The 12,723-nt window shown below is 68.6% G+C and carries 12 protein-coding genes; 5 read left to right on the top strand and 7 right to left on the bottom strand.

What is annotated here, in order from left to right:
* Positions 1-95 precede the first annotated feature (95 nt).
* A complete protein-coding gene (locus tag J2S55_RS19440) occupies positions 96-521 on the top strand; it encodes a hypothetical protein (RefSeq protein ID WP_306862875.1) in 426 nt (141 codons plus the stop codon).
* A gap of 156 nt (positions 522-677) precedes the next feature.
* Here the strand turns inward: J2S55_RS19440 and J2S55_RS19435 are convergent, their stop codons facing one another.
* The 5 genes from J2S55_RS19435 to J2S55_RS19415 all read right to left on the bottom strand — a co-directional run bounded on the left by J2S55_RS19435 (position 678) and on the right by J2S55_RS19415 (position 6,329).
* Positions 678-1,691, bottom strand: coding sequence for an ABC transporter ATP-binding protein (locus J2S55_RS19435; protein WP_306862873.1), 1,014 nt, complete (start codon positions 1,689-1,691; stop codon positions 678-680).
* Positions 1,675-2,712 carry an ABC transporter ATP-binding protein gene (locus J2S55_RS19430; protein ID WP_306862870.1) on the bottom strand — a complete coding sequence of 346 codons (1,038 nt, stop codon included), beginning with the start codon at positions 2,710-2,712 and terminating at the stop codon, positions 1,675-1,677. Before J2S55_RS19430 ends, J2S55_RS19435 begins: the two co-directional genes overlap by 17 nt.
* A gap of 9 nt (positions 2,713-2,721) precedes the next feature.
* On the bottom strand, positions 2,722-3,648 hold the full coding sequence (locus J2S55_RS19425) for an ABC transporter permease (RefSeq protein ID WP_306862867.1): 927 nt from the start codon (positions 3,646-3,648) through the stop codon (positions 2,722-2,724).
* Positions 3,641-4,564, bottom strand: a complete 924-nt coding sequence (locus J2S55_RS19420) for an ABC transporter permease (protein ID WP_306862865.1) — start codon at positions 4,562-4,564, stop codon at positions 3,641-3,643. The genes J2S55_RS19425 and J2S55_RS19420 overlap by 8 nt, the downstream gene beginning before the upstream one ends.
* 121 nt (positions 4,565-4,685) lie before the next feature.
* Positions 4,686-6,329: a peptide ABC transporter substrate-binding protein gene (locus J2S55_RS19415; protein WP_306862863.1), complete on the bottom strand. Its 1,644-nt coding sequence runs from the start codon at positions 6,327-6,329 to the stop codon at positions 4,686-4,688.
* A gap of 503 nt (positions 6,330-6,832) precedes the next feature.
* On the opposite strand from J2S55_RS19415, the gene J2S55_RS19410 reads away from it, so the two are divergent.
* The 4 genes from J2S55_RS19410 to J2S55_RS19395 all read left to right on the top strand — a co-directional run bounded on the left by J2S55_RS19410 (position 6,833) and on the right by J2S55_RS19395 (position 9,664).
* A complete protein-coding gene (locus tag J2S55_RS19410) occupies positions 6,833-7,783 on the top strand; it encodes an ABC transporter permease (protein ID WP_306862861.1) in 951 nt (316 codons plus the stop codon).
* On the top strand, positions 7,776-8,630 hold the full coding sequence (locus J2S55_RS19405) for an ABC transporter ATP-binding protein (RefSeq protein WP_306862858.1): 855 nt from the start codon (positions 7,776-7,778) through the stop codon (positions 8,628-8,630). Before J2S55_RS19410 ends, J2S55_RS19405 begins: the two co-directional genes overlap by 8 nt.
* A 153-nt stretch (positions 8,631-8,783) precedes the next feature.
* Positions 8,784-9,305 (top strand): YbhB/YbcL family Raf kinase inhibitor-like protein, encoded by a 522-nt coding sequence (locus J2S55_RS19400; RefSeq protein WP_306862856.1) that lies wholly within the window; start codon positions 8,784-8,786, stop codon positions 9,303-9,305.
* 179 nt (positions 9,306-9,484) lie between these two features.
* Positions 9,485-9,664 carry a hypothetical protein gene (locus tag J2S55_RS19395; protein ID WP_306862854.1) on the top strand — a complete coding sequence of 60 codons (180 nt, stop codon included), beginning with the start codon at positions 9,485-9,487 and terminating at the stop codon, positions 9,662-9,664.
* Between the two features lie 184 nt (positions 9,665-9,848).
* On the opposite strand, the gene J2S55_RS19390 is transcribed toward J2S55_RS19395, so the two are convergent.
* Both J2S55_RS19390 and J2S55_RS19385 read right to left on the bottom strand, forming a co-directional pair.
* Positions 9,849-10,760: a hypothetical protein gene (locus J2S55_RS19390; protein WP_306862852.1), complete on the bottom strand. Its 912-nt coding sequence runs from the start codon at positions 10,758-10,760 to the stop codon at positions 9,849-9,851.
* A gap of 446 nt (positions 10,761-11,206) precedes the next feature.
* Positions 11,207-12,613: a KamA family radical SAM protein gene (locus J2S55_RS19385; RefSeq protein ID WP_370879788.1), complete on the bottom strand. Its 1,407-nt coding sequence runs from the start codon at positions 12,611-12,613 to the stop codon at positions 11,207-11,209.
* Between the last annotated feature and the right edge of the window lie 110 nt (positions 12,614-12,723).

Raw genomic sequence — 12,723 nt, 5'->3', positions numbered from 1 at the left:
CGCAACCCGGAATACTCATCGCGACAACACGTAGTCACTCGGTTGCGGTGCGCATCACCGATGCGCCGCCCGAGTTGTCGGGGGAGAAAAAAATCATGATTCGTCGTCTTCTCATCACCACGGCCTGCGTCGGCGTCGCCGTCCTCGCGCCGGCCGCCGTCGCGTCCGCCTCCACCTCCAAGGCCGCGAACTGCTGCAACGACACCGTCATCGCGGGGGCCCCGGTCTTCGTCCCGACGGGCACCGTCACCTACGGCAACACCGTCATCCCGACCAGCGTGTCCTCCGGTTGCGGCGGCGGCGTGGTCTACGGCGGCTCGGTCTGCGGCTACGGCTACGGCGGCGGCGTCGTCTACGGCGGCGGCTACGGCTACGGCGGCGGCTACGGCTACGGCCGCGGCGGCTACGGCTACAACCGCGGCGGCACCGTGATCAGCCAGGGCAGCGGCGTCGGCCACGGCGTCGGCATCGGCGGCCTCGTCGGCATCGGCGGCGTCGGTGTCAGCGTCCTCGGCCGATAGTGGCGAGCGGACCGGTAACCGGTAACGGCAAGCGGTAACAAGCGGAGAGGGCGGCGTCCCCACATCTCGATGTGGGGGCGTCGCCCTCTCCGTTCTCCGGGATCCCGCGGGCCCCGCCGTGCCCTCCGGCGCGCGCCACGCTCGCGCACATGGCCCCTAGACGTGCACCACGTCGTGGGTCTCGGCGAAGTGGCAGGCGCTGGCGTGCGCGGTGCCCGGCCGGATCTGCAGCAGCGGCTCCTGTTCGGCGCAGATGTCCTGCGCCTTCCAGCACCTGGTGCGGAAGCGGCACCCCGACGGCGGGTTGGCCGGGGACGGCGGGTCGCCCTGGAGGATGATCCGCTCGCGCCGCTCGCGCCCCTCCGGGTCGGGCAGCGGCACCGCCGACAGCAGCGCCTGGGTGTAGGGGTGGGCGGGGCGATCGTAGATCTCGGTGTCCTTGCCGAGCTCGACCATCTTGCCCAGATACATCACACCGACCCGGTCGGAGATGTGACGGACCACCGACAGGTCGTGGGCGATGAAGATGTAGGCGAGGTCGAACTCGTTCTGCAGCCGCTCCAGCAGGTTGATGACCTGCGCCTGGATCGACACGTCGAGCGCCGACACCGGCTCGTCGCAGACGATGATCTCCGGCTGGAGCGCCAGCCCCCGGGCGATGCCGATGCGCTGGCGCTGGCCGCCGGAGAACTGGTGCGGGTAGCGGTTGACGTGGTCGGGGTTGAGGCCCACGACCTCCAGCAGCTCCTGCACCTTGCGGCGGCGGTCCCCCTTGGGGACGACGTCCTGGTGGATCTCGTACGGCTCGCCGATGATGTCGCCCACGGTCATCCGGGGGTTCAGCGACGTGTAGGGGTCCTGCATGACCATCTGGATGTTGCGGCGGACCCGCTTGAGCTCGCCGCCCCTGGCCTGGGCGATCTCCCGGCCGTTGATCCTCACCGAGCCGGAGGTCGGCCGCTCCAGCGCCATCAGGAGCTTGGCCAGCGTCGACTTGCCGCAGCCGGACTCGCCGACGATGCCGAGCGTCTCACCGCGCCGCAGGTCGAAGGAGACCCCGTCCACGGCCTTGATCGCACCGATCTGCTTCTTCATGACGATGCCCTGGTTCAGCGGGAAGTGCTTGACCAGGTCGCGGACCTCAAGGATCGGCTCACCCGTGGCTGCCATCGAGGACCTCCCTCCAGTAGTGACAGGCGCTGCTGCGTGTCGAGCCGATCTCGTGGAGAGGCGGCGCGTCGGTGACGCAGTTGTCCTGACGGTAGGGGCACCGGGGGTGGAAAGCACAGCCCGAGGGCATCGCGAGCAGGTTCGGCGGCATGCCCTTGATGGCGTACAGCTCCTGGCCCTTCTGGTCGACCCGGGGGATCGAGTCCAGCAGACCCTTGGTGTACGGGTGGGCGGGGGCCCGGTAGATGTCGTGCACGGGGGCGTTCTCCACGATCCGCCCGCCGTACATGACCGCGATCTTGTCGGCCACGTCGGCCACCACGCCGAGATCGTGGGTGATCAGGATCAGGCCCATGTTGCTCTCGCGCTGCAGCTCGGCCAGGAGCTCCATGATCTGGGCCTGCACCGTCACGTCGAGCGCCGTGGTGGGCTCGTCGGCGATCAGCACCTCCGGGTCGAGCGCGATCGACATCGCGATCATGATGCGCTGGCGCATGCCGCCGGAGAACTGGTGCGGGTAGTCGTGCACCCGCTGCCTGGCGCCGGGGATGCGGACCCGGTCCATCAGCTCGACGGCCTTCTTCTCGGCGTCACGCCGGGAGGTGCCCCGGTGCACCCGGAACATCTCCCCGATCTGCGAGCCCACGGTGAAGACCGGGTTCAGCGCGGAGAGCGCGTCCTGGAAGATCATCGAGATCCGCTGGCCGCGGACCTGGGAGCGGCCCTCCTCGGTCAGCTTCAGCAGGTCCGTGCCCCGGAAGCGGATCTCGCCCCGGGGGATGCGGGCCGGCGGCATGTCGAGGATGCCCATGATCGCCTGGGCGGTCACCGACTTGCCGGAGCCCGACTCGCCGAGCACGGCGAGCGTCTCGCCGGGGTTCAGCGAGTAGCTGACCCCGTTGACCGCCTTGACGACGCCCTGTCTGGTGACGAACTCCACGTGCAGGTCGTCGACGGAGAGCAGGGGTTCGTCACCCAGGGCTCCCTCGGCGGGCAGCACCGACGTTGACGTCTTCTTCACAGGTCCCCCTTACCGCAGCTTCGGGTCGAGGGCGTCGCGGACGGCGTCGCCCAGCATGATGAAGGCCAGCACGGTCAGGCTCAGGAACAGCGCCGGGAACAGCAGCGGACCCGGAGCCTCCAGGAAGCGCTCCCGGGCATCGGAGATCATAAGTCCCCAGGAGATGTCAGGCGAGCGTAGACCGACCCCGAGGAAGGAGAGACCTGCCTCGGCGGCGATGAAGCCGCCCAGGTTGATCGTGGCGACCACGATCACGGACGCGACCGCGTTCGGCAGGATGTGCCGGAACATGATCCGGGGCGCGGAGGCGCCGAGCGCCCGGGCCGCGACCACGTAGTCCTGGCTCTTTGCTGTGATCACCGCGGCCCGCATGATGCGGAAGGTCATCGGCCAGGTCAGTACGGCCAGCGCCAGCATGACGGTCCAGACGTTGCCCGTGCGGAAGACCGCCAGGATGAGCAGGGCGCCGAGGATCGACGGGATCGCGAAGAAGATCTCGGTGATCCGGGAGAACAGGGTGTCGAGCGCGCCGCCCTTGAACCCCGCGACGAGGCCGAGCAGGCCGCCCACCAGCGCGGTGACGACCGTGGTCGTCACCCCCACCACGATCGAGTTGCGGGCGCCGTAGATCGTGCGGGCGTAGACGTCACAGCCCAGGTTGTCGGTGCCGAACCAGTGGGCGCCGCTCATGCCCTGCCGGGCCTCGGCGAGCCGGCAGCTCGCGGCGTCGAACGGGTTCACGGAGGTGAAGAGCCAGGGAAATATCGACATGATCAGAAAAATGCCGATAAGGACGGCCGAGCCGATGAAGAGCGGACGGCGGCGCAGGTCGTGCCAGGCGTCGCTCCACAGGCTCGCGGCCTTGGGGGGCCGGGGAGCCTTGGCCCGCTTGCCGTGCTTGGCGCGCCTGGCGGCCGGAGCAAGGGTGTCACTCATAACGGATCCTCGGGTCGAGCACGGCGTAGAGCAGGTCGACGACCAGGTTGGCCAGGATGTAGATCAGCACCAGCACGGTCACGATGCCGACGACGACGGACTGCTCGCGCAGGTAGACCGAGCTGAACAGCTGCTGGCCGATGCCCGGCAGGTTGAAGATGGTCTCGGTGATCACCGCCCCGCCCATCAGCGTGCCGAGGTCGGCGCCGAGATAGGTGACCAACGGGATCAGCGCGTTGCGCAGCGCGTGCCGCCCGACGACCCGGCGCCGGGGCAGGCCCTTGGCCACCGCGGTGCGGATGTAGTCGGCGCGCAGGGTCTCCACGAGACTGGTCCGGGTGAGCCGGGTGAGGTAGGCGATCGACGTCCCGGCGAGCACGAAGCCGGGCAGCAGGTAGCTGCGCCAGCCGTCCGTCACGCCCGCGACGGGCAGCAGGCCGACCTTGACCCCCAGGAGCAGCTGGAGCACGAACCCGGTGACCAGCGTGGGGATGGAGATCAGCACCAGCGTGGAGGCCAGGACCATCGAGTCCTGGGCCCTGCCGTGGCGCAGCGCCGCGTAGAGGCCGAGGCCGACTCCGATGATCGCCTCCATGACTAGAGCGGTCATCGCCAGGTTGATGGTCACCTGGAACTTGCCGGCCATGATGTCGGTCACCGGCACCCCGGCGAAGGTGGTGCCGAAGTCGCCGCCGAACAGGCCCACGAGGTAGTACCAGTACTGCACCAGGAACGGATCGTTCAGGTGGTAGTGCTCCCGCAGGATGGCGGTGATGTTGGGGTCCACCCGCTTCTCGCCCGCCAGCGCCGCGATGGGGTCACCGGGCAGCGCGAAGACGATGGCGTAGATGAGCAGGGTGGCGCCCAGCAGGACAGGTATCGCCTGGACAAGGCGCCTGATGATGTAACGGCCCATTCAAGCCTCCCGTACACGCCTCGGGGACGGCCCCTCGCGACCGGCCGGGTCGTGCCGTGCGAGGGACCACCCGGAGGCAGCCCATGGGGCCGGGCTCACGCGCCCGGCCCGCCGCCGTCCGTCAGGCGACCTTCTCGACCTGGGTCCACTCGACCTGGTTGAGGAGGTTGAGCTTGATGCCCTTGACATGCTGGGAGAACGCGACGTTCGTCCGGTAGAAGTACACCGGGATGTACGGCAGTTCCTTGATCAGGATGTCGTCGGCCTGCTGGTAGTACTTCAGGCCCTGCGTCTGCGAGGCGGCGCTGTCACCCTTGGCGAGGAGGTCGTCGAACTCCTTGTTGGACCAGCCCGCGTAGTTCGAGCCGGTCTTGATCGCGACGGTGGAGAAGACCGGGGTCAGGTAGTTCTCGGCGGACGGGTAGTCGATCGCCCAGCCCATGCGGAACATGCCGCCGTAGGTCTTCTTGTCCAGCTCGTCGAGGATCGAGGCGAACTTCTCGAACGGCTTCACCGTGACCTGGACGCCCAGGTTGGCGCGGAGGTTGTTGGCGACGGCCTCGATCCACTCCTTGTGCGGACCGTCGGAGTTGTAGCCCAGCTCCAGCGTCTTGGGGCCGTTGTTCTCGGCGTACTGCGACTTGGCCTTGGCCGGGTCGTAGGTGCAGACCGCGCAGGCGCCGGGGCGGTAGCCGTCGAGCAGCGGGTTGATGAAGTCGTCGGCCGGGGCGCGGGTGCCGGAGAAGACCGTCTCGGCGATCGTCTTGCGGTCGATGGCCATGGAGATGGCCTCGCGGACCTTCACGTTCTCGTAGGTCTTGTTGTACTGCATCGGGAAGCCGATGTAGCCGACGCCGGCGTCGGCCTCGTCCATGTAGCGCTCACCGAGCTCGGCCTTGGCGCTGGCGATCGCCGACGGGGGCAGCGAGTCGTGGATGTCCAGGTTGCCGGCGCGCAGGTCGTTGAACGCGGTCTCGGAGCTCGCGTAGAGCTTGAACTGGAGCTTGTCGAACTTCGGCTTGTCCCCGGGGAACGCGTCGTAGCGGGTCAGGTCGATCGTCTGGTCGGTGCCCTTGTTGTAGGGCTTGTCGAACTTGAAGTAGCCCTGGCCGATCGGCTGCTTGGCGTACGCCTCGGTGACCTTGCCGGCGTCGTCGAAGGCGGCCTTGGGCAGCGGGTAGAACGACGTGTAGCCCAGCATCGTCTTGAACTGCGAGAACGGCTTGGTGAGGGTGATCTGGAAGGTCCGGGAGGTGGCCGCGTCGCCGATGACCCTCAGGCCCTTCATCCCCTTGGCGGAGACGGTCTTGCCCTCGCCCGGGTTCAGGTCGGCCCAGCCCTCGACGCGGCTGAAGAAGCCGTTGGCGCCCTGGGCGTTGTCCTGGTCGGCGGAGTAGTTCCAGGCGTCGACGTAGTTCTGCGCGATCAGCGGCTCCTTGTTGTGCCAGGTGTAGCCCGGCTTGAGCTTGATCGTCCAGACCTTGTTGTCGGTCGTCTTGATCGACTCGGCGACGTCGTTGACGACCTGCTTGTTCTCGTCGTAGCTGACCAGTGGGGCGAAGATGGCGGCCAGCACCTCGGAGCCCTCGGACTCGGTGGTGTCGCCGGGGTAGAAGAGCTTCTGCGGCTCGCCGAGTTCCATGCGCACGGGCTGGTCGGCCGAGGCCGTCCCACCACCCGCGGAGGTCTGGCCGCCGCACGCGGCCAGCCCCAGGGCGAGCAGCGCGGTACCGGCCGTGATCCGTGCGCCCTTAGTAACGCGCATAGTGGTAATTCCTCCCTTTACAGGCGGACGTCGCCGTTGAGGTCCCGGAGCCGGACGGCCAGGCGGAGGATGTTGTGGTCCCCCTGCCCTCGCCGTTCCGGCCAAGGTGTTGACGCCACACCAGTCGGACGCGACTATCCCGCACCGCTCCACACCTAAATGTCTCTGTGATGTTGCAGTTCGGTCACGCATGTGCCAGTTCGAGGCCATACGTCTACCGGCTTGACCAACCCGTGCCCACAGGCACACTAAAATCGGACACAAAGGTACATGTAGGACGCGAACGGTCACGCCAAAGTACCTCCGCCCCACGGGTGCTTGCATCCATTGCCCCCGCACGACCCTCGGCTGGGCTAACGTTGACCCCGTCGCAGGGGGACCGGAGGTTCGCAGGCGAACCGCACAATTGCCCTGGAACCTCTTCCGCGGAGATCCCGTCCAATGTGTGCGGCGGACCACCGCCGTAGGCACTTCAACCACTCGCATCCAATAGAGTCCTTGCCATGAGCCAGCCGGAATCCGCGATCGCGGACGCCCAGGCGGGCGGCCCGAATAACGGCACCCCTGACAAGGGGCAAGAGCCGCTGGCCAAGCTCGCCGAGCGTTACGGACTTCGGCGTGCCATCGCACGCCCCAGTCTGCCCGTCTACCTGCGCCAGTTGTGGGAACGACGGCACTTCGTCATGACCTACGCGACCTCGCGCAACGTCTCGAAGTACAGCAACTCAGCCCTGGGCCAGCTCTGGCAGGTCCTCACCCCCCTGCTCAACGCCGCCATCTACTTCCTGATGTTCGGCCTGATCCTCGGCGCGAGCAAGAACATTCCGAACTACCCGGCCTTCCTCATCACCGGGATGTTCGTCTTCACCTACACGCAGCGCTCGGTGAGCGGCGGCGCCAAGGCGATCTCCGGCAACCTGTCGCTGATCCGCGCCCTGCACTTCCCCCGGGCCGCGCTCCCGCTCGCCTACACGATCCAGGAGTTCCAGCAGCTCCTGATCTCGATGGGCGTACTGTTCGCGCTGGTGCTGATCACCGGCGAGCCGATCACCTGGTTCTGGCTGCTGATCCCGGTGGCCCTGCTGCTGCAGACGATGTTCAACATCGGCGCCAGCCTGGTCCTGGCCCGCGTGGGAGCCACCGCCCGCGACCTGAACCAGCTGCTGCCCTTCATCACGCGCACCTGGCTCTACGCCTCCGGCGTGTTCTTCTCCATCGAGGAGAAGATCGTGGATCCGGTCCACGGGGCGGGCCTGCCGCAGTGGGTCGCCGACGTCATGTACTTCAACCCGGCCGCCGCCTACATCGAGCTGATGCGCGACCTGCTCATGCAGCACACGCAGCAGGCCGTCCGGCCGTGGGTCTGGATCGTCTGCGTATTCTGGGCGTTGTTCGCCCTGATCGGTGGCTTCTGGTACTTCTGGCGAGCCGAGGAGAAGTACGGCCGTGGCTGAGTTGACCGAGGAGCTGTCCAGCGTGAAGGCTGAGGAACCCCGCGTCCCCACCAAGGACGTCAGGGTGCACCCCAACCCGGACCCCGTCGGCAACAGCCGTACGGGCACTCCGACGGTCATCGTGGACGACCTGCACATCATCTACCGCGTGTACGGCGCGGCCACCGACGCCGAGAAGGGCAACGCGGCCAACGCCCTCATGCGGCTGCTCAAGCGCCAGGGCAGGCCGCAGATGAAGGAGGTCCACGCCGTCCGCGGCGTCTCCTTCGTGGCCTACCACGGCGACGCCATCGGCATCATCGGCCGCAACGGCTCGGGCAAGTCCACCATGCTGCGCGCCATCGCCGGACTGCTGCCGCCCCACTCGGGCGCGGTCTACACCGACGGCCAGCCCTCCCTGCTCGGCGTCAACGCCGCGCTGATGCGCGAGCTGACCGGCGAGCGCAACATCGTGCTGGGCTGCTACGCGATGGGCATGAACCCCGCGCAGGTGAAGGACAAATACGAGGAGATCGTCGACTTCTCCGGCATCGGCGAGTTCGTGCAGTTCCCCATGTCGACCTACTCCTCCGGCATGGGCGCCCGGCTCCGTTTCGCCATCGCCTCGGCCAAGGCCCACGACGTGCTGCTCATCGACGAGGCCCTGGCCACCGGCGACCGCGACTTCAAGCGCAAGAGCCAGGAGCGCATCAAGCAGATGCGCGACGAGGCCGGCACGGTCTTCCTGGTCGCGCACAACCTCGACGTGATCGAGGAGACCTGCAACCGGGTCATCTGGCTGCACAAGGGCAAGATCAAGATGGACGGCGACCCCAAGGCGGTGCTCGCCGCCTACAACAGCGCCTGACGGCACGCCCGGGCCCGCCGCGGCCTCCCCGTACGGCGAGGCGGCCGGACGGCCCACGACGTGTCCACGGCGCGGGAGCGGCTGCCTGCGAGATCCTCCGGCGGCGGGGCAGGATGGGAGCGATCGACAAGACGCTCCTACCGGAGGTGAATCGTGTCCACACGGCCACCGATCCCATATGACTTCCTGCCCCAGGTCCCCGCGCTGACCGTCGAGAGCGACGACGTCCGCGACGGCGAGACGCTGTCCGAGGCCCACGTGTTCGACGGCTGGGGCGCGACCGGGCAGAACATCTCACCGCACCTGCGCTGGTCGGGGGCCCCCGAGGGCACCCTCGGCTACGCGGTGACGTGCTTCGACCCCGACGCCCCCACCGGCAGCGGATTCTGGCACTGGCTGCTGTTCGACATCCCGGCCGAGGTGACCGAACTGCCGGCCGGAGCGGGCGGTGCCGGCTCCGGCTTCGGCGTGCACGGCCGCAACGACTACAGCACCAACGCCTACGGCGGCGCTGCCCCGCCTCCCGGCTGGCCGCACCGCTACATCTTCGCGGTGCACGCCCTCGACGTGGACAAGCTGGGCGTGGACGCCGACACGCCGCCGGCCGTGGTGGGCTTCAACATCACCGCCCACACCCTGGCCCGCGGATACATCGTCCCGGTGTACGAGGCCTGAGGGCGGGCGGCCAGGTGTGGCGGCCGCGGCGCCGGAGCACGGCGGACCGGGCTCCGGCGCCCGTCGCCGGGGCCCCCGCGCCTCAGCCGGGCCGCCGGTGCGCCTTCGGCGACAATCACTGACATCGTGATCGGCACTCCGCTATGATTCGAACGTTGTTTCGATCCTAGGAAGCCGTCATGGAGTGGGGGCGCGCGATGCGAGAGCTGTCGACCGCGATCGACCACCTGGCCACAGAGGACCCGTCCGAGATTCCCCGTCTCCAGCTCACCGAGCAACTCATCGAGCTGCACTGGCAGATGGCCAGACTTCAGGCCCAGATCGCCCGGCGCACCTCGGTGCGGGAGCCGGGCCTCTGAGACCAAGGAAGACCGGCCGGTGCGCACCGGCCGGTCTTCCTGTCACCGCGGATGTCCGGCTCCGTGGCGGACATCCCATGCCGGCGCGGAGCCCGGCCCGGCAGCGGGCCCCGCGCACCGTCACGGCCGTCCAGCGGCGGCGTGGGCACCCCACGCCGCCGCGTCCGCCCCGGCGCCGCCGCGGTTACTCGGCGGCGGCCCTGGTGGCGCCCATGGTGCTGTCGGCCACGGAGTGGACGGTCTCGGTGACGGCCCTGGCGCCCTCCCCGGTGGTGTTGCCCACCAGCGGGGAGATCTCGTCACCGGAGGCGGAGCGGACGATCGGGGCGACGGCCCCGGCGACCGGCGCGGCCTCGGCCGGCGACAGGGTGCCCACCAGCGGGGCGACGGTGCCCGCCCGCTCGGCGCCCTGCGGGACGGCCTGGTTCACCGCGTCGACGAGGCCGCCGACCTCCGGCTGCCCCCCGGTAAGCCCCTGGACCGCCGCCGCGGGGACCTGGCCCGCCTGACCGGCCTGGCCCGCCTGACGGGCCTCGGCGGCCCGCACGGCCGCGGCCGCCAGGTCACCGAAACCGTCGGCGCCGTCGACCAGCATGTCCTCCCCCGTGGTGGAGCCGGTCAGCGGGCTGTCGAGGGCGATGCCGTCCGGCGAGACGCCGACGAGGTCCTCAACGGCGTCCGAGAGCGTCCCGAGCAGGCCGTCGACACCGTCGTCGCGCCGGTCGGCGGCGGGGCCGCCGAAGGGGGCCTGGCCGTTGAAGGGGGCCTGGCCGTTGAAGGGGGCCTGGCCGTTGAAGGGGCTCTGACCGTTGAAGGGGGCCTGACCGTTGAAGGGGGCCTGGCCACCTCCCAGCTCGATCCGCGGGTCTCGGCCGCCTCCCAGGGAGATCGGCCGGTCCTGCCCGTAGGACAGGGCGGACAGCATGTTCCGGCCGTCGAGCAGGCCGCCGGTGAGCCCCTCGACCGCCATGGAGACGTCCTCGGCCGCGTCCCGGCCGTCGAAGACGTCGCGCGCCTGCGCCTGGGCGGGGGCGCAGACCGCCGCCGCGAGGCCGAACGCCGCCACGGCCACAGCCGCCTTGATGACTCGCTTCATGATTGCCTTCCCAGCTTTGTAATCGGCACGCTTGATTTCTTGGAATCGTCAGGAAAAAGCGGGCCTGAGACCCGATATCACCGGCGGGCGCGATTTGGAGGGCTACACGAAACGCGCCGGCCGGAAGCTGCATCGGCATTTGTATCACCGCCCCGAGCGGCCCCCAAGTCCGCCCGCGATGATCGGATCTTCCTTGCGGGACGAGGCTGGGACCCCAACAGAGCAGCGCCGGGCGGGTCCTGGGACCTGCCCGGCGCTGCCGGTATATGTGGAAATAGTCCTGCGAAGGATTACGCTCCGCTCATCCTTATGCCGCAAAACCACTGGGACCCGGAGCACATTTTCGCGCCGCCGGGGACGGGAAACCGGGAAAGAGGCGGGAAAAAGAGTCCGCGGGTCACGGCGTCAGATTTTCCGGTTGCCGGGCACCCGCTTGACCGAGCGGATCAGGCGGACAGCCGCTGGGGGGCCGCCACCGGCTCGAAGGGTCCCGCGGACTCGGCGGACCCGGCGGGCCCGGGGAGGTCGGAGAGTCCGGAGAGGGAGAGGTCGGAAAGTTCGGCGGGGTCGAAGGGGAAGCGCTCGGCGAACGCCGGCCGGAGGTCGGTGAGCCAGGTGGCGGTGGGGTCGTACCGCGCGAAGAAGGGACGCCCGACCAGCTCGGGATCGCGCGCCTGGATGAGGTGGAGCACGAAGACCTTCTGCCCGGCGATCTCGGTGACGCCGTCCACGCAGACCTTGCCGGGCGTGGCCGACATGGAGGGGCCCCGCACCGTGCGACACAGCCCCGAAACGCTCGCGTACGCGTCCCTGAAGATCTCGTAGGCCCGGGCGAGCGGGACCGCGAAGTAGTCCTGCGGCCCGGTGTCCCGTTCGACGAACATGTAGTAGGGCACCATGCCCATCGTGAGCTGCCTGCGCCACATGGACGACCAGATCCCGGGGGCGTCGTTGACCGTCCTGATCAACGGCGCCTGGGTCCTGATCACCGCGCCGGTGGCGAGGATCCCGGCCACGGCGGCTTCGGCGACGGGCGACTCCATCTCCCTCGGGTGGGAGAAGTGCGCCATGAAGGCCAGGTTCTTGCCCGCGTCCACCACCGAGGCGAACAGGCGCAGCGTGTCGTCGGCATCGGGGTCGGAGACGAAGCGCTGCGGCCAGTAGGCCAGCGACTTGGTGCCGATGCGGATGGATTCGAGCTGCTCCACCTCCAGCAGCGGCTCCAGGTAGCGGCGGAGCACCGGCTCACTCATGATCATCGGATCGCCACCGGTGAACAGCACGCTGGTCACCTGAGGGTTGTCCTTCAGGTAGGCGATGAGATCGTCGATGTCGTCGGAGGCGAACTTGAGGTCGGGCTCGCCGATGAACTGCGCCCACCGGAAGCAGTAGGTGCAGTAGGCGTGACAGGTCTGGCCCTGCTTGGGGAAGAAGAGGACTGTCTCTGGATATTTGTGCTGCATGCCCGGCACCGGCTCCTGGCCGATCCGCGGGACGTTGAGGTCGAGCTGTCCGGCCGGGTGCGGGTTGAGCCGCATCCTGACCTCGCGTGCCGCCGCCTGGATTTCCGCGTTCGGCGCGCCCGCTCCCAGGAGACCTGCGAGTCTGGTGACGTCCGGCTCGGGCAGCATGTCCGCCTGAGGGAAGACCAGACGGTATATGGGGTCATCGGGTATGGCCGACCAGTCGATGAGCTGATCCACCACGTAGGCGTTGGTACGGAAGGGCAGCACGGTCGCCACCGCTCTGATCCGGAGCCGCTCCTCGTCCCCGAGGCCCGCCCGTCGCAACAGGTCGTCCAGATGCTTGGCGGTGTAGGCCCGGAACCCCCGAGTAGAGCCTTCCTTCAAGATCACTAAGTCTTTCCTCCGATTTTTGTCGATCTACACGTAAACCTCTCCAGCCAGTCGCGCGTCTACCGCGCTTATATAAGCGGACGCAGTCACCCCTGCAGCCGGTTCCA

Source organism: Streptosporangium brasiliense (assembly GCF_030811595.1).
Taxonomy (GTDB): domain Bacteria; phylum Actinomycetota; class Actinomycetes; order Streptosporangiales; family Streptosporangiaceae; genus Streptosporangium; species Streptosporangium brasiliense.
The sequence above is the reverse complement of the archived record's forward strand: the minus strand, read 5'-3'. Positions and strand labels throughout refer to the sequence as shown.